We start from the raw sequence: 22,384 nt of genomic DNA, 5'->3' as shown, positions 1-22,384 counted from the left end.
CGGAAGGGCCCTGCCCTGCTCTCTCCTGACGGAGCGTTCTTCGCATGCCATCGTAAGGATGAGGCCATTGTCAGCCGATACCGGAAACCACGAGAGCATCACCGCCAACTACGAGAGCCTGATACGCAAGATACGCGGCTCCGCGACCGGACCGGACAAAGTCGTCCGCTACTTCTGTCTGTTGTGCGGCCGGGAGCAGCCCGAGTCGCCGAGCACCCGCTGCGCCGCCTGCGACGGCGCCCTGGACGCCTTCTACGACCTGGACCAGGCGGCCGTACCGGAGACGCGCCAGGGGCCGGACCCCCTGCAGCACTACTTCTCGCTGCTGCCGCTGCGCGACCGCGCCTCGGGCCGCTGGGGCGGAGAGGGCAACACGCCGTGCTTCGAGGTGCCGGAACTCGCCGCGGCCATCGGCGTCGGCCGGCTGTTCGTCAAGGACGAGTCGGCCAACCCGACCCGGTCGACCAAGGACCGGGTCGCGTCCCTGTGCCTGTCCCGCTTCGCGGAACTGGGCATTCACGAACTCGTGCTGTCCTCGACCGGCAACACCTCCACCGCCTACGCGCGGGCGGCCGCGCTGTTTCCCGGCTTCCGGCTGCACATCTTCGTCGGCCGTGCCTTCGTCAGCCGGCTCAACTACCCGGACCACCCCAATGTGACCACGCACGTCGTGGACGGTGAGTTCGTCATGGCCGGCAAGGTCGCCCAGCGGTTCGCGCGCGAGCAGGGCCACTTCTGGGAGGGCGGCTTCTTCAACCTGGCCCGCAGGGAAGGGCTCAAGCTGGCGTACCTGGAGGCGTTCGACCAGATGCCGGTCGAGCCGGACTTCGTCTTCCAGGCCGTCAGCAGCGGCATGGGCCTGCTCGGCGCACTCAAGGGCGCGGTCGAGTACCGGGAACTGGGACGCCTCGGCAAGCTCCCGGCCTTCATGGCGGTGCAGCAGGCGTCCTGCGCCCCCATGGCCCATGCCTTCGGGGAGGACGCGGAACGGATCGAGCCCCGCCATGTGATCAGGAACCCGCAGGGCCTGGCCTACGCGATCCTGCGCGGCGACCCGACCGCGACCTATCCGTACATCAGGGATCTGTGCCGCAACAGCGGCGGGCAGATCCTCGCGGCCGAGGAGGACCGGATCAGGCGGGCACGCCGGCTGCTCCTCGACATGGCCGGTGTGCGCGGCTGCTTCGCCAGCGCCACAGCGCTCGCCGGTGTCATGCGGGCGGCCGAGGACGGCACCCTGACCCCGGACTCGGTGGCCCTCGTGAATCTGACCGGCGGCGACCGGCCGGTCGCGCAGGTGCCCGCCTCCACCACTACCTGGACCGAGGAAGGTGCTCTCATATGAAGCGATCCCGTGTGGTGATCGTGGGCGGCGGACTGCTCGGCGCGGGCGTGGCGAACGCGCTGGCCGCGCGATCGGTCCCGGTGACCTTGCTGGAGGCGGCGACGCCCGGGTCGGGCGCCAGCGCCTCGACGTTCGCCTGGGCGAACGCCCAGAAGAAAAAGCCCGACGCGTACTTCCGGCTCAACGCCGACGGCCTCGCCGCCTACCACCGCCTGGCGGAGCACGCCGCAGGACGGCGCTGGTTCCACGGGGTGGGAAACGTGGAGATCGCCACGGACGCCGCGTCGTCCGCCGCCCTGGACGCCGTCGTCGCCGATCTGGCCGCGCGCGGCTACCGGGCCGAGCGGATCACGGCCCGGCAGGCCGCGGAGCTGGACCCGGTGATCGATCCCGGGCGCGCGCTGGACGCGGCATGGTTCCCCGCCGAGGGCTGGGTGGACACCGAACGCATGATCGCCGACCTGCTCGACCAGGCCGGGGCGGCCGGGGCCGAGATCCGCGCGCACTGCCCGGTGGCCCGGTTCGAGCCCTCGGGCGCGCGCACCAAGGTCGTGCTCGCCGACGGCGAAGAGATCCTGGCCGATCAGGTGGTGTGCGCCGCGGGCGCGGCCACCCAGCGGCTCCTCGCGGCCTCCTCGATCACCGTCCCCCTGATCGAGGAGGGGGACCGGCGTTCGCGCGGCCCCGGCGACGAGCGCTATCTCGCGGTGGGCGGGCTCGCCGACACCGCCGCGCTGCGGGTACCGCTGCGCCGGATCCTGCACACTCCCGACATGGGTCTGCGGCCCACCGCCACCGGTCGTGCGGTCCTCGGCGGCGACGGCGCGGGCTCCCGCGTGCCCCGGAGCGATCAGGGCGTCTTCGGTCTCGGACCGATGCTCATCGACCGGGCCCGCAAGGTGTTTCCGGCGTTCGCGGACGTTCCCGTCGAGCGGGTACGGGTGGGGGTCAGGCCGCTGCCCGCGGACGGCCTCACCGTGGCGGGCTTCACCGAACGCCTGCCCGGCCTCTATGTGCTGGTCACGCACAGCGGGGTCACGCTCGCGCCGCACCTCGCCGAGCTGGTCGCGGGCGAACTCGTCGACGATCGCGAGGCGCCGGAGCTGGCCGCGTTCCGGCCCGCGCGCTTCGGATGAGCCGCGAACACCTTCTGACCGGCGCCCGCGCCACGGGGAGCTGAACCGGCCCCGAAGCCCAGTCCCGCGCCCACGCCGCGGCCTTCGACGGGGGCCCGCGAGCCGTGCGCCCGGCGTCAGCGGGGGGCCCGCCGGGGAAGGTCAAGGCGGGCGGCTATGCCGTCCAGGAGGCAGTCCAGGCCGAAGGTGAAGCGGGCGTCCTCGTCCTCGTGGGGTGAGGCCTCGCGGACGTAGCGCTGGTAGAGCGGGTAGTCACCGGCTTCGAGGAGGAACGACAGCCGGGCCAGGTTCGCCTCCCGGGCCTCCCCGCCGCTGGTCCAGCCCTCCGGGGCGCGCAGCCGGGCGCGGGTGATCTCGTCATGGGTGCGCGCGCGTGCGTACGCGGTGACCGCGCCCGCGATGTCGGCCATCTGCTCCATCGTCAGGCCGAGGCCGTCCAGCGCGGTGAACTGCTGCTCCACCAGCGCCAGATGCGCGGGCGTCGGGGCGAACAGGATCCGGCCCGGCACCTCCGTCATCCACGGATGCCGCAGGACCACCTGGCGAAAGCGCAGCGCCGAGTCCCGCAGCACCTCGTGCCAGGAGCCGCCCGGCCGCTCCAGGAGCATCTCCGCGCGGACCTTGTCGAGCATCAGCTCGATGATGTCCTCCTTGCCGGAGACATACCGGTAGCAGGTCATGGCGGAGACCCCGAGCTCCGTGGCCAGCCGGCGCATGGAGACGGCGTCGAGGCCGTCGGTGTCCGCGACGCGGAGCGCGGCCGCCACGATCCGGGCGTGCGTGAGGACCGGGCGCTGGGACGGGGTCGGCTGGGCCAGCCGCTGCCAGACGGACATCGCGGGCTCGGCCGCGGATCCGGCGGCGTCCCGCCCGGCGGCGCGGCTGTGGGCTCGGTCAGCATCCATGTGTACGACGTTACCGTGAATTTACGGCGTAAGCATGTCCGTGTACGGTGTAAGCATGACACCACAGCGCGTCCCCGCGAACGACGCCGGGGCCCTTGATCCCCGCCGCTGGCGGGCCCTGGCGGTCTGCCTGATCGCCGGGTTCATGACCCTGCTCGACGTCAGCATCGTCAACGTGGCCCTGCCCTCGATGCAGCGGGGGCTCGGCGCCTCGCCCGCGGACGTGTCCTGGGTCGTCTCCGGGTACACCCTGACCTTCGGGCTCGCGCTCGTCCCGGCGGGCAAGCTCGGCGACCTCCTCGGCCGCAAGACGATGTTCCTGGGCGGCCTCGCCTTCTTCACCGCGGTGAGCGTGCTGTGCGCCCTCTCGCCGAACCCCACCTGGCTGGTCGTCGCGCGGCTGCTCCAAGGGGTGGCGGGCGGACTGCTCAATCCGCAGGTCATCGGCATGGTCCAGCAGTTGTTCCGGGGACCGGAGCGGGGCCGGGCCTTCGGTCTGTACGGCGCCTCGATCGCGATCTCCACCGCCGTCGGGCCCCTCGCCGGCGGGCTGCTGATCCAGGCGGCCGGGGTGCACAGCGGATGGCGCTGGGTGTTCCTGGTCAACCTGCCCATCGGGCTGCTGGCCGTGGTGCTGGGCGCCCTGTGGCTGCCGCGGACGGCGGCCCGCGGCACCGGTCGCGGCCTGGACCTGGTGGGCGTCCTGCTGCTCGGCGGGGGCGTCGCCGCAGTCCTGCTGCCGATGATCGAACAGGAGCAGCGGAGCGTGTCGGTGCGCTGGTGGCTGCTCGGTCTCGCGGCCGCCCTGCTCGCCTGTTTCGTCGGATGGGAGACGGTGTGGCGGCGGGCGGGGCGCGAACCGCTGGTCGACCTGTCGCTGCTGCGGGCCCGCTCCTTCGGGGCCGGCAGCGCCGTCGGCTCGGTGTACTTCGCCGGATACACCGGTCTGCTGCTGGTGCTGACGCTCTACCTCCAGCAGGGGCACGGCTATTCCGCCCTCGCGGCCGGCGCCACCGGGCTGCCCTTCGCCCTCGGCTCCGCCGTCACCTCCACCCTGGGCGGCCGTGCCGTCTTCCGGGCCGGCCGCACCATGGTCGTCGCCGGGATCGCCGCCGTCGCCCTCGGCCTCGGCGGCACCGCCGCCGTCATCGGCCATCACCCGCACGGCCAGGTCTGGCTGTACGTACTCGGCCCCCTGCTCGTCGCCGGTCTCGGCAGCGGCCTGGTCATCGGCCCCAACCAGACCCTCGCCCTCGCCGACGTACCCCCCGCCCGCAGCGGCACCGCCGCCGCCGTGCTGCAGACCGGACAGCGCGTCGGCACCTCGCTGGGCACCGCCGTCGCCGCCACCCTCTTCTACAACCGGCTGGCCGCCACCCGCGGCGATTTCCCGCGCGCCACCAGCCACAGCCTCTACGGCGCCACCGCCCTCACCTGCGTGGCGCTGCTGATCGCCGGTGCGGACCGCTTCCTGCCGCGGCGCGCCGGAAACGAGACCAGGCCTCCCCTTCCCGCCGACTCGCCGAAAAACCCCCGGTCGGCGGACCCGGTGTGATCGGGAGGCCTCCCCTGGCACAGGGCCGTCCCCCGGGCGGCCCTGTGCCGTTTTCCCTTTTCCCTGCGGCTTCTTCTGCGGCTCAGACCCGGTGCAGTACGGCCTTCAGGGCGTCCCTGAGGGCCGCCTGGGGGTCGGGGGAGGCGCCCTGGGCGCGCCAGGCGACGAAGCCGTCGGGGCGGACCAGGACCGCGCCGTCGGCGCCGACGCCGTGCAGCTCGGCCCAGTCGTCGCCCTCGGTGTCGTACATCAGGTCGGCGTCGCCGCCGGGGCCGATCCGGTAGGCGTCCAGCCGTACCCCGTCCAGGGCGGCCACGCGCCGGGCGGCGTCGTACCAGCCCGCGTCGTCCGGGGCGTCGGTGAGCAGCACCATGGAGCGCTCGTAGAGGTCCAGGGTGGACAGCCGGCGGGCGGCCTGGCGCAGCCACAGGTGCGGGGCGCGGGTGCCGGGGCGGCCGGTGAGGGAGAGCGCGTCGGGGACGATCGGCGCCTCGGGGTCGGTGCCCACGGCGGCGCCCTCGGGGTAGTGGTAGCCGAGGACGACGTTGAGGATGCCGCCGCGCTTGGCGCCGCCGACGCCGGGGGCCGGGGCGAAGCCGGGGTGGCTGTGCTCGACGGAGCGGGCGGAGGCGCGGGCGCTGGTGGCGACGGCGACCGGGCGGCGCTCGGCGCCGTAGCTGTCGAGGAGCGCGGGGCCGGCCCAGCCGTCGAGGACGGCGGCGAGCTTCCAGGCGAGGTTGTGGGCGTCCTGGATGCCGGTGTTGGAGCCGAACGCGCCGGTGGGGGACATCTCGTGGGCGGAGTCGCCGACGAGGAAGACCCGGCCCGCCGCGTAGGAGTCGGCGACCCGTTCGGCGGCGCGCCAGGACGCCATTCCGGTGATCCTCACATCGAGGTCCGGCACGCCGACCGCGGCGGCGATGTGCCGCTGGAGCCGCTCCTCGGTGAACTCGTCCAGGGATTCGCCGAGTTCGGGGTGCCAGGGGGCGTGGAAGACCCAGCGCTCCTTGTTGTCGACGGGGAGCAGGGCGCCGTCGGCGTCGGGGTGGGTGAGGTAGCAGCAGATGAAGCGGCGGTCGCCGACCACGTCGGCCAGACGGGTGGAGCGGAAGGTGACGCTGACGTTGGCGAACAGCTCGCCGGGGCCGCTCTGGCCGATGCCGAGGGCATGGCGGACGGGGCTGCGGGGGCCGTCGGCGGCGACGAGGTAGTCGGCGCGCACGGTGTAGCGCTCCTCGGTGGAGCGGTCGCGGACGATCGCGGTCACCCCGTCGGCGTCCTGTTCGAAGGACTCCATCTCGTGGTGGTAGCGCAGGTCGCCGCCGAGTTCGCGGGCGCCGTCCACGAGGACGGGTTCGAGGTCGTTCTGGCTGCACAGGTTCCAGGCGGTGGGGCTGAACCTCCGCAGGCCGCCGCCGGGGTCGATCTCCTTGAACAGCCACTCGCCGGCCTCGCCGACCAGGGTCGGGGTCTGCAGGATGCCGTGATTGTCGGCGAGCAGGGAGGCCGCCGCCTTGATGTCCGGCTCGATGCCGGCCACCCGGAAGAGTTCCATCGTGCGGACGTTGTTGCCGCGTCCGCGCGGGTGGTGCGAGGTCCCGGAGTGCCGCTCCACCAGCATGTGGCGCACGCCGAGGCGGCCGAGGAACAGGGACGTGGACAGGCCCACCAGTGAGCCGCCCACGATGAGGACGGGAACCCGGTGGTCGGCTGTGTGATGCATCGAGCCTCCAGAGGCAGGGGTGCGTACAAGGCGCCTGTGAGTCTCATGCCCGGTATCACCGTTGTTGGGGCCATTTGCGCGCGGGATCACCCACGTGGTTCCTACGAGTCGCGGGCTTACGGCCAGCGGCACAGGATCAAGAAGCGCTGACGTCGCGTCACGGCGGTGACCGGCGCACCCGAGATCCCCCGCCAAGGAGATGCCCGCACCATGACCACCACCTCTGAACGTCTGTCAGAAGCACCGGCGCGCGACGCGTCGAAGCGTGTCTCCCAGTCCGTGTTCGACGGCTCGCGGCTCCGGGTCGTTCTGCTGGTCGATGTCTTCGACGGCGCGCAGCAGCAGTTCCTGGAGGCGTACGAGCAGCTCTGCAACCAGGTTGCGTCGGTTCCCGGCCATGTCAGCGACCAACTCTGCCAGTCCATCGAGAATCCATCCCAATGGCTCATCACCAGCGAGTGGGAGAGCGCCCCGCCGTTCCTCACCTGGGTGAACAGCGAGGAGCACGTGCGGATGGTGGAGCCGCTGCACTCCTGCGTGCGCAACACCCGCTCGCTGCGCTTCCACATCGTCCGCGAGACCGGCCGCGCCTACGAGACCGACGCGCCCGCCCGGGGCCGGCTCCAGACGGAGGTGCGCATCGGTGACGGAGTGATCCGGCACGCGCTGACCTTCACCGTGAAGCCGGGCACCGAGGACAAGGTCGCCAAGCTGCTCGCCGACTACGCGGCGCCCGAGCCGCGGGTGGACGACTCCACGCGGCTTCTGCGCACCTCGCTGTTCATGCACGGCAACCGGGTGGTGCGGGCCATCGAGGTGCGCGGCGATCTGCTGGCCGCCCTGCGCCATGTCTCGCGCTCGCCCGAGGTGCGGGCCGTGGAGGAGGCCATCAACCCCTACCTGGAGCAGGACCGGGACCTGAACGACCAGGAGTCGGCCCGGCTGTTCTTCACCCGGGCGGCGCTGCCCGCCGTGCACCACGTGATGGCGGACGACCGGCCCGAGGGCACCCGGCGGGCCCTGTACTACCCGGCCAAGGCGGGCCGCGGGATGAAGCTCGCGGAGCTGCTCGCCAAGGCGGACTCGGCGGCCACCGACGACCCGTCGAGCCAGGTGCTGCGCAGCACGGTCTTCGAGCGCGAGGACGTCGTGGTGCGGCTGGTGGACCTCGCCGCCGAGGGCGCGGACGTGGACCCGCTGCCCCGGGACCCGGCGCTTGCCGCCGAGCTGCGCGAGCTGCTGGCCGGTGAGACCGCCGGCATGGAGCTGGTCACCGACCGCCGCTCGCCAGAGGTCTGAGCGGCCCGTCCGCTCCCGGGAGCCACACCCAGAAGCCCGATCACATCCACCGGAGGAACGTCGTGATCAAACCCCGTCCGAGAATCGTGGATCTCAGCGAGACCGAGCCCAACACGCGGCGCGGCGGCGATCTGCGCGCCATGCTCACCCCGGCCACGGTCGGTTCCACCAGCGGCTTCATGGGTGTGGCCATCGTGCAGCCCGGCGACCGCATCGGTGAGCACTACCACCCCTACTCCGAGGAGTTCGTCTACGTCGTCTGCGGTGAGCTGGAGGTCGACCTGGACGGCGAGCCGCACGTACTGCGCCCGGAGCAGGGCCTGATGATCCCCATCGACATGCGCCACCGGTTCCGCAACGTCGGCACGGTGGAGGCCCGGATGGTCTTCCACCTCGGCCCGCTGGCGCCCCGCCCGCAGCTCGGGCACGTCGACACCGAGGAGACGTCGGTGATCGGCGCGGCCGCGGTGCTGACCGAGCCGGCCGGGGCGGGCGCCGACGGCGGAGGGGTCAGGTCATGACCCGGCGCGTGGCGGTCACCGGCATAGGCATCGTCGCCCCGGGCGGCATCGGCACCCCCGCGTTCTGGGATCTGCTCACGCACGGCCGGACCGCGACGCGGGGCATCACCTTCTTCGACCCCTCCCAGCTGCGCTCGCGGATCGCCGCCGAGTGCGACTTCGACCCGGCGGCGCACGGCCTGGACGCCGAGCAGGTGGAACGGGCGGACCGCTACATCCAGTTCGCGCTGGTCGCGGGCGACGAGGCGGTCCGCGACTCCGGTCTCGACCTGGCGCGGGAGGACCCCTGGCGGATCGCGGTGTCGGTGGGCACCGCGGTCGGCGGCACCACCCGCCTGGAGAACGACTACGTGCTGGTCAGTCATGGCGGCGAGCGCTGGGACGTGGACCACGAGCGGGCGCGGCCCCAGCTGCACCGGGCGTTCTCCCCGAGCACCGCCGCCTCCGCGGTGGCGGAACGATTCGGCGCCCAGGGTCCGGTGCAGACCGTCTCCACCGGCTGCACCTCGGGCCTGGACGCCGTCGGATACGCCTTCCACACCGTCCAGGAGGGCCGGGCCGACATCTGCATAGCCGGTGCGTCGGACTCGCCCATATCCCCCATCACGATGGCGTGCTTCGACGCGATCAAGGCCACGTCACCGAACAACGACGACCCCGCGCACGCCTCCAAGCCCTTCGACAACAACCGTGACGGCTTCGTCATGGGCGAGGGCGGCGCGGTGCTCGTCCTGGAGGAGCTGGAGCACGCACGGGCCCGCGGCGCGCACGTCTACTGCGAGTTCGGCGGCTACGCGACCTTCGGCAACGCCTACCACATGACCGGTCTGACCAAGGAGGGCCTGGAGATGGCGCGGGCCATCTCGACCGCCCTCGACCAGGCCCGGCTCGACCCCACGGCGATCGACTACGTCAACGCGCACGGCTCCGGCACCCGGCAGAACGACCGCCATGAGACGGCGGCCGTCAAGCGGGCGCTCGGGCAGCACGCCTACGACACCCCGATGAGCTCCATCAAATCCATGGTGGGCCACTCCCTCGGGGCGATCGGCGCCATCGAACTGGTCGCCTGCGTGCTGGCCCTGGCCGAGCAGGCCGTACCGCCGACCGCGAACTACGAGACCCCCGACCCCGAGTGCGACCTCGACTACGTGCCGCGTACCGCCCGCGAGCGGAAGCTGACCAGCGTGCTCTCCGTGGGCAGCGGGTTCGGCGGCTTCCAGTCCGCGGTGATCCTGACCCGGCCGAGGGAGTGAGGACGAGATGAGCGAACCCCAGGACCGGCGCGCGGCCGTCACCGGCATCGGCGTGGTCGCGCCCAACGGCATCAGCACCGACACCTTCTGGAAGGCCACCCACGAGGGACTCAGCGTCCTGGACCGGGTGACCCGCGAGGGGTGTGAGCGCCTGCCGCTGAAGGTGGCCGGCGAGGTCCGCGCCTTCGAGGCGGCGGACACCATCGAGGAGCGCTTCCTCGTCCAGACCGACCGCTTCACCCACTACGCCATGGCCGCGGCCGACTTCGCCCTCACCGACGCCCGGCTCGGCCAGGCCGACACCGACCAGTCGCCGTACTCCATCGGCGTGGTCACCGCCGCGGGCTCCGGCGGCGGCGAGTTCGGCCAGCGCGAGCTCCAGCGGCTGTGGGGCAAGGGCAGCCGGTTCGTGGGGCCGTACCAGTCCATCGCCTGGTTCTACGCCGCGAGCACCGGCCAGGTCTCCATCCGCCGCGGCTTCAAGGGCCCCTGCTCGGTCGTCGCCTCCGACGAGGCCGGCGGTCTGGACGCCCTCGCGCACGCGGCCCGCGCGGTGCGGCGCGGCACCGACGCGATCGTGGCCGGCTCCACCGAGGCGCCGCTCGCGCCGTACTCGGTGGTCTGCCAGCTCGGCTACGAGGAGCTGAGCCGGGAGAGCGAACCGGAGCGCGCCTACCGGCCGTTCACGAAGGACGCGTGCGGGTTCGTGCCCGCCGAGGGCGGCGCGATGCTCGTGGTGGAGGCCGCCGACGCGGCCCGTGCGCGGGGCGCCGACATCCGGGCCTACGTCGCCGGGCACGCGGCCACCTTCACCGGCGCCTCCCGCTGGGCGGAGTCCCGCGCGGGACTCGCCCAGGCCATCCGGCAGGCGCTGGCCGAGGCGGAGTGCGCGCCCGAGGAGGTCGACGTCGTCTTCGCCGACGCCCTCGGGGTACCGGCGGCCGACCGGGCCGAGGCACTGGCCATCGCCGACGCCCTCGGCGCCCATGGCACCCGGGTGCCGGTCACCGCGCCCAAGACCGGCACCGGCCGCGGCTACTGCGCGGCCCCCGTGCTGGACACCGCGGCGGCCGTGCTCGCGATGGAGCACGGGCTGATCCCGCCGACCCCGAACGTCCACGACGTCTGCCATGACCTCGACCTCGTCACCGGCCGCGCCCGGGTCGCCGAACCGCGCACCGCGCTGGTCCTCAGCCGGGGCCTCATGGGGTCGAACTCGGCGCTGGTGCTGCGGCACCCCAGCGCGCGGTGAACAGCAAAGGAGGAGAGCAATGTCCAAGATCACCGTCGAAGAACTCGCAGCCCTCATGAAGAAGGCGGCCGGGGTCACCGTCAGCCCCCAGCAGCTCAACGACAAGCCGGACACCGGCTTCGACGTCCTCGGCGTCGACTCGCTCGGCCTGCTCGGCATCGTCGGCGAGCTGGAGAACGAGCACGGCACCCCGATGCCGGTGGACGCCGAGCGCTGCAAGACCCCTCAGCAGTTCCTCAACCTCGTCAACAACACGCTGATGGCAGGAGCCTGACATGGCAGGACACACCCAGAACGAGATCACCGTCGCGGCCCCGCTCGACCTGGTCTGGGACATGACCAACGACCTGGAGCGCTGGCCCCAGCTGTTCAGCGAGTACGCGGCCGTCGAGGTGCTCAAGCGCGAGGGCGAGAAGACCACCTTCCGGCTCACCATGCACCCGGACGAGAACGGCACCGTCTGGAGCTGGGTCTCCGAGCGCGAGCCCGACCGCGCCACCCGCACCGTCAAGGCGCGCCGGGTGGAGACCGGTCCGTTCGCCCACATGGACATCCACTGGGCCTACGAGGAGGTCCCGGCCGGCACCCGCATGGTGTGGACGCAGGACTTCGCGATGAAGCCCCAGGCACCGGTCGACGACGACTGGATGACCGACAACATCAACAAGAACTCCAAGGTCCAGATGGCCCTGATCCGGGACAAGATCGAGAAGGCCGCCGCCGGACACCGGCCCGCCCCGGCGCTCGCCGACTGAGCGCCACCGCACCGCAAGGGAGGCATCACCGTGCACCAGGCCCTGATCGTCGCCCGGATGGCCCCGGGCTCGGCCCCCGACATCGCGAAGATCTTCGAGGAGTCCGACCGGGGGGAGCTGCCCCACCTCGTGGGCGTCACCCGGCGCAGCCTCTTCCAGTTCGGCGATGTGTACATGCACCTCATCGAGTCCGAGCGCGAACCGGGCCCGGCCATCGCCAAGGTCACCGAACACCCCGAGTTCCGGGGCGTCAGCGAACGGCTGACGGCATACGTCAGCGCGTACGACCCGGAGACCTGGCGCTCCCCCAAGGACGCGATGGCGCGCCGCTTCTACCTCTGGGAGCGCTCCTGATACGCGGGTTCGCGTCCACAGGAAAGCCGGTCGCCGGGCCCGCGGTGCAGCGGGCCCGGCGACCGGCGTTCTCGTACGGCCTCGCTCGTCAGGCGCCCACCCGGCACTCGAACGCGTGCAGGTACGGGTTCACCGGCCGGACGGTGTCCACCGCGAGCCCCGCCGCGGTGAGCCGGCTCACCATGCTGTCGGTGGTGTGCTTGGCGCCGCCGACGTTGAGGAGCAGCAGCAGGTCCATCGCGGTGCTGAACCGCATCGACGGGGTGTCGTCGACCAGGTTCTCGATGACGATCACCCGGGTGCCGGGCCCGCCCGCCTGGACGACGTTGTGCAGCAGCCGGGCCGTGCTCTCGTCGTCCCACTCCAGGATGTTCTTGATGACGTAGACGTCGGCCTTGACCGGGATCGCCTCGCGGACGTCGCCCGGCACGATCTGCGCGCGGCCGGCCAGGTCGCCGCCCTCGCGCAGCCTCGGCAGCGCGTTCTCCACCACCCGGGGCAGGTCCAGCAGACTGCCGTGCATCTGCGGGTACTTGTCCAGCAGGCAGGCCACCACATGGCCCTGGCCGCCGCCGAGGTCGGCGACGGACGCGGACCCCGACAGGTCGAGCAGGGCCGCGACCTCCCGCGCCGACTGCTCGCTGGAGCGGGTCATCGCCTGGTTGAAGACGTTCGCGGACTGGGGCGCGTCCTCGTTCAGATAGGTGAAGAACTCCTTGCCGAACAGGCCCTCCACCACGTTGCGGCCGCTGCGCACCGCCTCGTCCAGCTTGGGCCAGGCGGCCCAGGTCCAGGGCTCGGTGCACCACAGCGCGATGGCGCGCAGGCTGTTCGGGTCGTCCTCGCGCAGCAGCCGGGACATGTCGGTGTGCGCGAAGGTGCCGTCGGGCCGCTCGGTGAAGACGCCGTAGCAGGCCAGGGCCCGCAGCATGCGGCGCAGCGGCTTGGGTTCGGTGCGCACCTTGGCCGCGAGGGCCTCGGCGCTCAGCGGGGTGTCCCCGAGGGCGTCCGGCACACCGAGGCGGGCGGCGGCCCGTACGGCGGCGGACAGGGCCGCCCCGAAGACGAGTTCGCGCAGCCGCATCGGCGGGGGCGGGGCGGTCGGGGCCTGGTCGGTGGCCCGGTTCGGCGGTGCCGTCTCAGCGGTGGTCATCTGCCGCCTTCCTTCGTTCTCGGCGTGCGTCGGTCCAGCGGGTCGGTGGTGGGGCGGTCAGCACAGGCCGGCGGGCTTGGAGACCCGGCAGGCGTTGTGGTCGAAGGTGTTGCCGATGCCCTTGGTCTCGGTGTTGACCAGGTCCGCGGGCCCGTTGCCGGCCAGCGCGTTGCCGCTGACGCGGTTCTGGTCGTTGGTGACGCCCACGAAGCTCTTGAACAGCACGATGCCGCCGGACAGCGGGGAGCTGCCCGAGTTGCCGGTGACCCGGTTGCCGTCCACCACGGTCTTCTCGGCGCCGGTCAGCACGATGCCGGAGCCCTGGATGGCGGGCAGCCGGTCGGTCTTGGGGCAGGACTTGTTGTTCTCGGTGACGTCGTTGAAGGCGACCTCCAGGTCACCGGCCTTGGGCTTGTTCTCGTCGCCGACGACGAACACACCGGCGCAGTTGCCCGCGATGTAGTTCTCGGCCACCGAGAGGTTGCGCAGCCGCCGCACGGTGACGCCGATGCGGTTGCCCTCCAGCCGGTTGTGGTCGATCACCGTCCGCCGGGTGTCGAGGGCACCGGCCTCCTCGGTGATGGTGTTGGCGAGGAAGACCCCCGCGTCGCCGTTGCCCTGCGCGTAGTTGCCCATGATGTGCCCGTGCACGGAACGCTCCTGGGCGATGCCCCAGACGGCGTTCTTGACGGCCTGGACGCCCCGTACGGTCATGGTGTCGGTCGCCATGCCGAACACCCCGGCGCGGCTGAAGCCGGTCACCTTCAGATCGGCGACGGTGACGCCCTCGACGTTCGTCGTCTTGGTGCCGATCACACAGATGCCGTTGCCGCCCTCGGCACAGCTCTTGGTGGCCTTGGTGTTCTTGCTCGGGGCCGCGCCCGTCGTCTTCTTGGCGGGTTCGAGCACCGTGCCCGGGCCCAGCCCGCGCAGGGTGACCCGGGGCGTGCTGATGGTGACGCTCTCCTTGTAGGTGCCGGGGAGCACGAGCACGGTGTCGCCGGGCCGCGCGCTGTTCACGGCCTTCTGGATCGATTCACCCCGGTGGACCACGAGGGTCTGGTGGAGGGCGGCCGCGGGGGAGGCGCCCAGACCGATTCCCGAACCGACGAGTGCCGCGACGGCACTCGCGGCGTAAGCGATGTGACATCTCTTCATACTGGGTACGTTATGACCGAATAATCCGTAGATGTGTGGATACGCCAATCGGCGGCGTGTCCGCGCGCGGGGACGCATACTGGCGACGTGACCCGGGTCAACCCCCTCCGCCGTGGACTCGGGGCGGTCGCGGGCTATGTCCGCGGCGCCCCGGGCACCTACGTCTGGCTGGCGGTCCTGTTCGTCACCACCGTCGCGGTGCACCACATGTCGCCCGGCTTCGAGCAGCATTTCCTGCGCCGCAGGTCCACCAACATCCACGAGCTGTCCCGCACCCCGCTGCGGGTGCTGGTCACCAGCGCGATGTGGATCGACGGCGGGCGCTGGCTGCCGTACGCGTTCCTGTACACCGTCTTCCACGCCCCGGCCGAGCGCTGGCTCGGCACCGCCCGCTGGCTGCTGGTGTGCGTGGCGGCCCATGTGCTCGCGTCCCTGGTCAGCGAGGGCCTGCTGCTGAAGGCGATCCGGGACGGCATCGCGCCGCACTCGGCGGCCAACACCCTGGACATCGGCGTCAGTTACGCCCTGGCCGGGGTCGTCGGCGTCCTCACCTACCGCATCGCGGCCCCCTGGCGCTACGCCTACCTCGCCGTCGTCGCCCTCGTCTTCGCGCTGCCCCTGACCGAGGCGCCCACCTTCACCGACATCGGACATTTCCTCGCGCTGCTGATCGGTCTGGCCTGCTATCCGCTGACCAGAGGCCGCGGAAAAGCATGGAATCCGAAGGAGACACTGACCGCGCTCAGGGGTTAGGTTCCCCGCCATGAGCAGCTCGGCGAGCAGTGTCGTGAACGGTGGCATCTCCTTCTGGTACGTGGACGACGGCCTCCCGGCGGTACGGGAACCGCTGCCCGGGGACGCCACGGCGGACGTGGTGATCGTCGGCGGCGGGTACACCGGCCTGTGGACCGCGTACTACCTGAAGAAGGCCGCGCCCTTCCTGCGGATCACCGTCCTGGAGCAGAAGTTCTGCGGATACGGCGCCTCCGGCCGCAACGGCGGCTGGCTGTACAACGGCATCGCGGGCCGCGACCGCTACGCGAAGCTGCACGGCAAGGAGGCCGCGGTCCGTCTCCAGCAGGCGATGAACGACACCGTGGACGAGGTGATCGCCGTCGCCGGGGCGGAGGGCATCGACGCCGATCTGCACAAGGGCGGCGTCCTGGAGGTGGCCACGACCCCCGCGCAGCTGGCCCGGCTGCGGGCGTTCCACGCGCACGAACTGTCGTACGGCGAGAAGGACCGGGAGCTGTACGGCGCCCGGGAGACGGCCGAGCGGATCCGGGTCGCGGACGCCGTCGGCTCCGCCTGGACCCCGCACGGCGCCCGGCTGAACCCGGTGAAGCTGGTGAAGGGCCTGGCGGCGACGGTCGAGGCGCTGGGCGTGGTGATCCATGAGATGACCCCGGTCACCGAGATCCGCCCCCAGCACGCCGTCACCCCCTACGGCACCGTCCGCGCCCCCTACGTGCTGCGCTGCACCGAGGGCTTCACCGCCTCCCTCAAGGGCCAGAGGCGGACCTGGCTGCCGATGAACTCCTCGATGATCGCCACCGAGCCGCTGACCGAGGCGCAGTGGGCGGCGATCGGCTGGGCGGGCCGGGAGACGCTGGGCGACATGGCGCACGCCTACATGTACGCGCAGCGCACCGCCGACGGCCGGATCGCGCTCGGCGGGCGCGGGGTGCCGTACCGCTTCGGCTCCCGCACGGACAACGACGGCCGCACCCAGCGGGCGACCGTCGAGGCGCTGCGGGACATCCTGGTGCGCTTCTTCCCGTCCCTGGCCGGGGTCGCCGTCACCCACGCCTGGTCCGGCGTCCTCGGGGTGCCGCGCGACTGGTGCGCCACCGTCACCCTCGACCGCGCCACCGGGCTCGGCTGGGCGGGCGGCTATGTCGGCTCCGGCGTCGCCACCACCAACCTCGCCGCCCGCACCCTGCGCGACCTCGTCCAGCAGGACTCCGGACAGGCCGGCCGCACCGCGCTCACCGAGCTGCCCTGGGTCGGCCACCAGGTGCGCAAGTGGGAGCCCGAGCCGCTGCGCTGGCTCGGCGTCCACGGCATGTACGCCACCTACCACACGGCCGATCACCGGGAACGCCTTCACCCGGCGGCGGAGTCCTCGCGGCTGGCCAAGGCGGCGGACCGGGTGGCGGGACGGCACTGAGGCGCCGGGCGTTGGTCCCCTGACGAAAGCGGAACGGGACCATGACAAAAACGCGACCTGGGGCGGCCAGTATGATCCCCGCTGCACATCAACCAGATGAATGACCGGGTCCGCTTTGCCACGGCAACCGTGCGGCGGGCCCGCATTTCTTCTACGGGGAGAGGTTCTCTTTTCATGCGTATACGGGTCGCCACCAGCGTTCCTGCCGTCGCCGCGATGGCCGCGTGCGCCCTGCTGCTCACCGGGTGCAACGACGATTCCGGCTCGGGCGCCGACTCCGCGTCCTCGCCCACGCCGACCGCGTCGGCCACGGCCGGTGACTCCTCCCCGGCGGCGTCGCCCTCGCAGTCGGCCGCAGGGAACGGGGGCGCGGCCACCGGCACCGCCGTGCCGGTGAACAAGACGATCAACGACGACGTGATGGGCGAGAAGGCCACCGTCGTCAAGTACATCAAGGACTTCCAGCCGTCGGCGGCGGCGAAGGCCAAGTTCTCGGCGCTGGCGGACGAGAAGGTCGTCCTGGTCGACGTCACGGTCACCGCGAGCTCGAAGTACTACGACAGCTTCGGCGCCACGTCCTTCTACCTCACCGGCATGCCCAACGGCATCGACCAGGCGAGCACCACCATCCTGGACGACGAGATCAAGGCGGCCGGTTACCCGCCGCTGAAGGACGCCGAGACCGGCAAGACCTCGACCGGCTGGGTCGTCTTCACGCCCACCAAGGACGCGGACAAGCTCGTCCTGCGCTACAAGCGCCTGGCGGCCAAGGCGTCCGACGGCACGAACATCACCGCGAAGAACTTCGACGTCCCGCTCGACTGACGGACGCGGAACGGGGCGCGCCCCGTCGACGAGGCCTCGGCCGTCGTCGGCGGGGCGCGTTCCCGTCTCAGCCCACTGACTCCCGCACCTGACTGCCGGCCGGGGTGGCGTGCTTCGGGGCCGGGGCGGTCACCATCAGGCCCGCGGTCAGGGCGGCGACGAGCATGATCACGGCGGCCCAGGCGATGGCCACGGTGTAGCCGTGCACGACCCCGGCCGGGACCGTGTCCGGCCGGTGCGGGCGGGCGGCGATGTAGGCGGCGGCGCTGGTGGTGGCGATCGTGTTCAGCAGCGCCGTACCGATCGAACCGCCGACCTGCTGGGCCGTGTTGACGGTCGCGGAGGTGACCCCGGCGTCCCGCGGCGCGACCCCCGCCGTCGCCGTGGCGAACACCGGCATGAAGGTCAGCCCCAGGCCGAGCCCCAGCAGCACCAGGGAGGGCAGGATCTCCCCGGCGTAGGCGGAGTGCGGGGTCAGCCGGGTGAGCAGCAGCAGCCCGCCGGTCGCCAGCAGCATGCCCGGCACCAGCAGCCGCCGCGGCGGCACATGGGGCAGCAGCCGCGCCGAGATCTGTGTGGACCCGGCGACGATCGCGGCGGTCATCGGCAGGAACGCCAGACCCGTGCGGACCGGCGAGTAGCCGAGGACGACCTGGAGGTAGTAGGTCATGAACAGGAACAGCCCGAACATGCCGATCACCGCGAACGTCATCGTCAGCAGGCAGCCCGCCCGGTCCCGGCTGCGCAGGATCCGCAGCGGCAGCAGCGGGCTCGGCGCCCGCGCCTGCCACCACACGAACGCCACGAGCAGCAGCACCCCGGCCGCCAGCATGGCGAGCACCAGCGGGTCCGACCAGCCGCGCGGCTGGGCCTCGCCGAAGCCGTAGACGATCGCGACCAGGCCCCCGCAGCCCAGCAGCACACCGGGCACGTCGAGCCGGACGTCCTGGTGCCCCGGCCGGTCGTGCAGCAGCGTGAACGCGCCGAAGACCGCGAGCGCCGCGATGGGCACGTTGACGTACAGGCACCAGCGCCAGGTCAGGTACTCGGTGAGCACCCCGCCGACGATCAGCCCGATCGCCGAACCGCTGCCCGCCAGCGCGCTGTAGACCCCGAACGCCTTGCCGCGCTCGCGGGGGTCGGTGAACATCGTGGTCAGCAGGGACAGCGCGGAGGGCGCGAGCACGGCGGCGAAGACCCCTTGCAGCGCGCGGGCGCCGAAGAGCATCCCGGAGCCGGTCGCGGCCCCGCCGAGCGCCGAGGCGAGCGCGAAGCCGGCCAGGCCGATCACGAAGGTGCGTTTTCGCCCCACGAGATCGGCGATCCGGCCGCCCAGCAGGAGCAGCCCGCCGAAGGCAAGGGTGTACGCGGTGATCACCCATTGCCGGTTGCCGTCGGACATGTGCAGGGCGCGCTGCGCGGAGGGGAGCGCGATGTTCACGATCGTGGCGTCCAGGACCACCATCAGCTGGGCCAGGGCGATGACGACCAGCCCCCACCAGCGGTGCGGATCCGTACCCTCCGCGGCGGCCCGGGACTCACCCGTTCGGCCGATGCTCATCTGGCCAGAACACCATGGATCGGGAGGTGCCGCATCTGGGTGACTTCGCCCTGATTCTCAGGGTTTTCTCAGGGTTCCGGTACGACCTTTCCGACGGTGCGGCGATCTTCCGGCGCCCGCGCCGCGCTTTTCGGTGATTGTCAGTGGTGGGGTGCAGCATGGGACCCATGGCGAGGGGAACGACCGGCGGGAGCCGGGTGGGACGGGGCGCACGGCGGCCGGAGCTGCGGCTGCCGCCGCTGGAGCCGTGGGCCGGCGGCGGACTGGAGCCCGACGGGGACTACGACGGCCTCGAGTTCGCGGACGCGGACCTCACGGGCCAGGACGCGGCGGGCGCCCGGTTCATGGACTGCGCGCTGCGCGGCTGCGCCGTCGACGGGACGAAGCTGCGGCACGCCCGGGTGCTGGACACCGCGCTCACCGGTCCCCGCGGGGTCGGCACGGATCTGTCCGAGGCCACCCTGCGCGATGTCGAGCTGACCGATCCGCGCCTCGGCGGCACCCAGTTGCACGGCGCCGTGCTGGAGCGGGTCGTGGTGCGCGGCGGCAAGATCGACTATCTGAATCTGCGCATGGCCCGGTTGCGGGACGTGGTCTTCGAGTCCTGCGTCCTGGTCGAACCCGACTTCGGCGGCGCGCGCCTGGAGCGGGTGGAGTTCGTGGACTGCGCGCTGAAGGGGGCGGACTTCACCGGGGCCACGCTGAAGGACGTCGATCTGCGCGGCGCCGCCCCGCTGGAGATCGCCCGGGGCCTCGACCGGCTGTCCGGCGCGGTGATCGGCCCGGCCCAGCTGCTCGACCTGGCCCCGGCGCTGGCGGCGGCGCTCGGGATACGCGTGGAGTGAGCGAGCCCGTTACGCGACGCGGGGAAAGCGGGACTGGAGGGTCCAGATCGCCGGGTTCTCGCCCAGGTCCTCGTGCAGGTCGACGAGATCGGCGACCAGGTCCTGGAGGAAGTCCCGTGCCTCGCGGCGCAGTTCGGCGTGCGCGAAGGAGAGCGGGGCCTCGTCCCGCGGCTGCCAGTCGGCCGCGATGTCGACCCAGCCGAAGCGGCGCTCGAACAGCAGCCGGTCACTGGACTCGGTGAAGTCCAGCTCCGCCCGCTGCGGACGGGCGGCGCGGGAGCCCATCGGGTCCCGGTCCAGCCGCTCCACGATGTCGCACAGCGCCCACGCGAAGTCCAGCACCGGCACCCATCCCCAGGCTGTGGACAGCTCCCGGTCCGACCGGGTGTCCGCGAGATACACGTCCCCGCAGAACAGATCGTGCCGCAGCGCGCGCACGTCCGCGCGGCGGTAGTCGGTCTGCGGGGGGTCCGGGAACCGGTTGGAGAGGGCGTAGCCGATATCGAGCACGGATCGATGGTGTCACGGCGCCGCGGGGACCCCGGGGGCGGTGCCGGTCCCGGCGCGGGCCGCCGGAAAAACGGTGGGCGCGGTGGCGGCCCCTTCGCCATCATGCCTGCCATGCCCGCACGCGATCGAAGACTGCCCCGGCACCGCTCCTGGCCCCTGACCGCCACCGACATCGACGCGTGTCTCGGCCCGCACCGGAGCCGAGTCACGGATCTGCGGTTCCTCACGGGACAGGACAGCGGCACCATCGTCCTCGGCGCGGCATGGGTCGCCCCGGCCCCGCGCGGCTACGGTCGCGGCCGCCATCCGGACACGGTCGGCTTCCGCGTGGACGTCCACCCGGTCGACGCCACCGGCCGCGCCGCTGTCCGCGCCGTGCTGCGGGCGCACGCCCTCCCGCAGCTCCACGCGTGGATCACCCGGGCGATCGCCGCCGACGAGACCTGGCGGCTGACCGATCACCAGCACTACTGGCGGCTCGCCGACGGACACCTCACGCACCGCGACGAGAGGTGAGGACGAGAGGCGGGACCGGGAGCGGGCGACGGGGACCCCCGGGCCCTCGCCCCGGAGACGGCTCCCCCCGGTGATCCGCTTCCGCCTAAGATCGCTGACATGTCCAGATCCGTACGCCTGGTATCGGCCGCCTCGGTCGCGTTGGCGCTCGTTCTCGCCGGTACCGGGTGCGGGGGCGGGGTGCACGGCACCCCGGGGGGCCCGGGGGTGCGGGACCCGTATTTCCCGAAGGCGGGCAACGGCGGGTACGACGTCGGCCACTACGCCCTCACCCTGGACTACACCCCGGCCACCCACCGCCTCACCGGCACGGCGGTCATCACGGCGCGCGCCACCAAGGACCTGTCCGCGTTCGATCTGGACCTCGCCGGGCTGCGGGTGGACTCGGTCGGCGTCGACGGCCGGGACGCCCGCTACAACCGGGCCGGGCAGGAACTCACCGTCCGGCCGCACGACGATCTGCGCGAGGGCGCCACCTTCCGTACGACCGTCCGCTACTCCGGCGTCCCCGGCACCCTCACCGACCCCGACGGCTCCGCGGAGGGCTGGCTGCCCACGGCCGACGGCGCGCTCGGGCTCGGCGAGCCGGTCGGGTCCATGGCGTGGTTCCCCGGCAACGACCACCCCTCCGACAAGGCCACGTACGACATCACCGTCACCGTCCCGCAGGGCCTCCAGGCGGTGTCCAACGGCGAGTTGGCGGATCAGTCCAGCCGTGCGGGCCGTACGACCTACCACTGGCACACCGCCCAGCCGATGGCCAGCTACCTCGCGACCGTCGCGATCGGCCACTTCGACATCACCCGGTCCAAGGGGCCCGGCGGGCTGCCCGTGCTCACCGCGGTCGACCCCACGCAGGCCAAGGCGAGCGCGGCGGTCCTCGCGAGGCTGCCCGAGATCGTCAAGTGGGAGGAGGACACGTTCGGGCCGTACCCCTTCTCCTCCGTCGGCGCCATCGTCGACCGGCCGGACGACGCGGGGTACGCGCTGGAGACGCAGAACCGGCCGGTCTTCCCCGGCGCCCCCGAACTGGGCACCCTCGTCCATGAACTCGCCCACCAGTGGTACGGCGACTGCGTCACCCCCAAGTCCTGGCGGGACATGTGGCTCAACGAGGGGTTCGCGACCTACGCGCAGTGGCTGTGGGACGAGGACCATGGCGGTGACTCGGCCGAGAAGACCTTCCAGTACTACTACGACGAGCACGACAGCGCCCTGTGGGCCTTCCCGCCCGCGACCCCCTCCGGCGCGGCCCACATCTCCGCGTCGCCGGTCTACGAGCGCGGCGCGATGGTGCTCCACAAGATCCGGCAGAAGGTCGGCGACAAGGCCTTCTTCGCCTTCCTGCGCGCCTGGCCGGCCGCGCACCGGTACGGCAACGCGAGCACCGGTGACTTCACGGCGTACGTCGAACACCGCTTCCCGGACCAGGACTTCGGGGAGATCTGGAAGGACTGGCTGTACGGCGAGGGCAAACCGGCGCATCCGTGACCGGGGCGCGCGCCGGGATGTCCGCCCCTCCCCGGACCCTCGGGCGGGGAAGGG

22 protein-coding genes are annotated in these 22,384 nt (G+C 72.2%); 16 read left to right on the top strand and 6 right to left on the bottom strand.

Annotated features, from left to right (window positions below; all coding sequences use genetic code 11):
• Window positions 1-67 precede the first annotated feature (67 nt).
• Entirely contained in the window at window positions 68-1,345 is a 1,278-nt protein-coding gene (locus ACLF5H_RS12080) for a threonine synthase (RefSeq protein ID WP_421676058.1), read from the top strand.
• Window positions 1,342-2,481 carry an NAD(P)/FAD-dependent oxidoreductase gene (locus ACLF5H_RS12075; RefSeq protein WP_421676057.1) on the top strand — a complete coding sequence of 380 codons (1,140 nt, stop codon included), beginning with the start codon at window positions 1,342-1,344 and terminating at the stop codon, window positions 2,479-2,481. The genes ACLF5H_RS12080 and ACLF5H_RS12075 overlap by 4 nt, the downstream gene beginning before the upstream one ends.
• A gap of 116 nt (window positions 2,482-2,597) precedes the next feature.
• On the opposite strand, the gene ACLF5H_RS12070 is transcribed toward ACLF5H_RS12075, so the two are convergent.
• A complete protein-coding gene (locus tag ACLF5H_RS12070; protein WP_421676056.1) occupies window positions 2,598-3,386 on the bottom strand; it encodes a TetR/AcrR family transcriptional regulator in 789 nt (262 codons plus the stop codon).
• Window positions 3,387-3,441: 55 nt separating this feature from the next.
• On the opposite strand from ACLF5H_RS12070, the gene ACLF5H_RS12065 reads away from it, so the two are divergent.
• Window positions 3,442-4,941, top strand: a complete 1,500-nt coding sequence (locus ACLF5H_RS12065; protein ID WP_421676055.1) for an MFS transporter — start codon at window positions 3,442-3,444, stop codon at window positions 4,939-4,941.
• Window positions 4,942-5,023: 82 nt separating this feature from the next.
• Here ACLF5H_RS12065 and ACLF5H_RS12060 read toward each other — a convergent pair whose 3' ends face one another.
• Complete coding sequence (locus ACLF5H_RS12060; RefSeq protein WP_421676054.1) at window positions 5,024-6,664, bottom strand: FAD-dependent oxidoreductase; 1,641 nt, start codon at window positions 6,662-6,664, stop codon at window positions 5,024-5,026.
• A 210-nt stretch (window positions 6,665-6,874) separates the two neighbouring features.
• Here ACLF5H_RS12060 and ACLF5H_RS12055 point away from each other — a divergent pair, with 210 nt between their 5' ends.
• The 7 genes from ACLF5H_RS12055 to ACLF5H_RS12025 all read left to right on the top strand — a co-directional run bounded on the left by ACLF5H_RS12055 (window position 6,875) and on the right by ACLF5H_RS12025 (window position 12,101).
• Window positions 6,875-7,963 (top strand): SchA/CurD-like domain-containing protein, encoded by a 1,089-nt coding sequence (locus tag ACLF5H_RS12055; RefSeq protein ID WP_421676053.1) that lies wholly within the window; start codon window positions 6,875-6,877, stop codon window positions 7,961-7,963.
• A 62-nt stretch (window positions 7,964-8,025) separates the two neighbouring features.
• Entirely contained in the window at window positions 8,026-8,484 is a 459-nt protein-coding gene (locus tag ACLF5H_RS12050) for a cupin domain-containing protein (RefSeq protein WP_421676052.1), read from the top strand.
• A complete protein-coding gene (locus ACLF5H_RS12045; RefSeq protein ID WP_421676051.1) occupies window positions 8,481-9,740 on the top strand; it encodes a beta-ketoacyl-[acyl-carrier-protein] synthase family protein in 1,260 nt (419 codons plus the stop codon). The genes ACLF5H_RS12050 and ACLF5H_RS12045 overlap by 4 nt, the downstream gene beginning before the upstream one ends.
• Window positions 9,741-9,747: 7 nt before the next feature.
• Window positions 9,748-10,992: a ketosynthase chain-length factor gene (locus ACLF5H_RS12040; protein ID WP_421676050.1), complete on the top strand. Its 1,245-nt coding sequence runs from the start codon at window positions 9,748-9,750 to the stop codon at window positions 10,990-10,992.
• Between the two features lie 19 nt (window positions 10,993-11,011).
• On the top strand, window positions 11,012-11,266 hold the full coding sequence (locus ACLF5H_RS12035) for an acyl carrier protein (protein WP_046422178.1): 255 nt from the start codon (window positions 11,012-11,014) through the stop codon (window positions 11,264-11,266).
• A 1-nt stretch (window position 11,267) separates the two neighbouring features.
• The gene (locus ACLF5H_RS12030; protein WP_421676049.1) at window positions 11,268-11,747 is read left to right on the top strand and encodes an SRPBCC family protein; all 480 of its coding nucleotides are present in this window, start codon (window positions 11,268-11,270) and stop codon (window positions 11,745-11,747) included.
• A 30-nt stretch (window positions 11,748-11,777) separates the two neighbouring features.
• Entirely contained in the window at window positions 11,778-12,101 is a 324-nt protein-coding gene (locus tag ACLF5H_RS12025) for a TcmI family type II polyketide cyclase (RefSeq protein WP_086805941.1), read from the top strand.
• An 88-nt stretch (window positions 12,102-12,189) separates the two neighbouring features.
• Here the strand turns inward: ACLF5H_RS12025 and ACLF5H_RS12020 are convergent, their stop codons facing one another.
• Both ACLF5H_RS12020 and ACLF5H_RS12015 read right to left on the bottom strand, forming a co-directional pair.
• Window positions 12,190-13,254 (bottom strand): methyltransferase, encoded by a 1,065-nt coding sequence (locus tag ACLF5H_RS12020; protein WP_421676048.1) that lies wholly within the window; start codon window positions 13,252-13,254, stop codon window positions 12,190-12,192.
• 57 nt (window positions 13,255-13,311) lie between these two features.
• Window positions 13,312-14,412: a right-handed parallel beta-helix repeat-containing protein gene (locus ACLF5H_RS12015; RefSeq protein WP_421676047.1), complete on the bottom strand. Its 1,101-nt coding sequence runs from the start codon at window positions 14,410-14,412 to the stop codon at window positions 13,312-13,314.
• Window positions 14,413-14,499: 87 nt separating this feature from the next.
• Here ACLF5H_RS12015 and ACLF5H_RS12010 point away from each other — a divergent pair, with 87 nt between their 5' ends.
• The 3 genes from ACLF5H_RS12010 to ACLF5H_RS12000 all read left to right on the top strand — a co-directional run bounded on the left by ACLF5H_RS12010 (window position 14,500) and on the right by ACLF5H_RS12000 (window position 17,407).
• Window positions 14,500-15,165 carry a rhomboid-like protein gene (locus tag ACLF5H_RS12010; protein ID WP_421676046.1) on the top strand — a complete coding sequence of 222 codons (666 nt, stop codon included), beginning with the start codon at window positions 14,500-14,502 and terminating at the stop codon, window positions 15,163-15,165.
• A gap of 10 nt (window positions 15,166-15,175) precedes the next feature.
• Window positions 15,176-16,582: an NAD(P)/FAD-dependent oxidoreductase gene (locus ACLF5H_RS12005; RefSeq protein WP_421676045.1), complete on the top strand. Its 1,407-nt coding sequence runs from the start codon at window positions 15,176-15,178 to the stop codon at window positions 16,580-16,582.
• Window positions 16,583-16,756: 174 nt separating this feature from the next.
• Window positions 16,757-17,407, top strand: a complete 651-nt coding sequence (locus tag ACLF5H_RS12000) for a hypothetical protein (protein WP_421676044.1) — start codon at window positions 16,757-16,759, stop codon at window positions 17,405-17,407.
• 67 nt (window positions 17,408-17,474) lie between these two features.
• Here ACLF5H_RS12000 and ACLF5H_RS11995 read toward each other — a convergent pair whose 3' ends face one another.
• On the bottom strand, window positions 17,475-18,968 hold the full coding sequence (locus tag ACLF5H_RS11995) for an MFS transporter (protein ID WP_421676043.1): 1,494 nt from the start codon (window positions 18,966-18,968) through the stop codon (window positions 17,475-17,477).
• A gap of 167 nt (window positions 18,969-19,135) precedes the next feature.
• Between ACLF5H_RS11995 and ACLF5H_RS11990 the strand changes: the two genes are divergently transcribed.
• Window positions 19,136-19,813, top strand: coding sequence for a pentapeptide repeat-containing protein (locus tag ACLF5H_RS11990; RefSeq protein ID WP_421676042.1), 678 nt, complete (start codon window positions 19,136-19,138; stop codon window positions 19,811-19,813).
• 9 nt (window positions 19,814-19,822) lie between these two features.
• Here the strand turns inward: ACLF5H_RS11990 and ACLF5H_RS11985 are convergent, their stop codons facing one another.
• Complete coding sequence (locus ACLF5H_RS11985) at window positions 19,823-20,323, bottom strand: hypothetical protein (RefSeq protein ID WP_421676041.1); 501 nt, start codon at window positions 20,321-20,323, stop codon at window positions 19,823-19,825.
• A gap of 111 nt (window positions 20,324-20,434) precedes the next feature.
• Here ACLF5H_RS11985 and ACLF5H_RS11980 point away from each other — a divergent pair, with 111 nt between their 5' ends.
• Entirely contained in the window at window positions 20,435-20,839 is a 405-nt protein-coding gene (locus ACLF5H_RS11980; protein WP_421676040.1) for a hypothetical protein, read from the top strand.
• A 99-nt stretch (window positions 20,840-20,938) separates the two neighbouring features.
• Entirely contained in the window at window positions 20,939-22,330 is a 1,392-nt protein-coding gene (locus tag ACLF5H_RS11975) for a M1 family metallopeptidase (protein WP_421676039.1), read from the top strand.
• Window positions 22,331-22,384: the final 54 nt, after the last annotated feature.

The organism is Streptomyces sp. LaBMicrA B280 (assembly GCF_049222185.1).
In the GTDB taxonomy this organism is placed as follows: Bacteria; Actinomycetota; Actinomycetes; order Streptomycetales; family Streptomycetaceae; genus Streptomyces; species Streptomyces murinus.
Note: the sequence above shows the minus strand (reverse complement) of the source record. Positions and strands in the feature narration are given on the sequence as shown.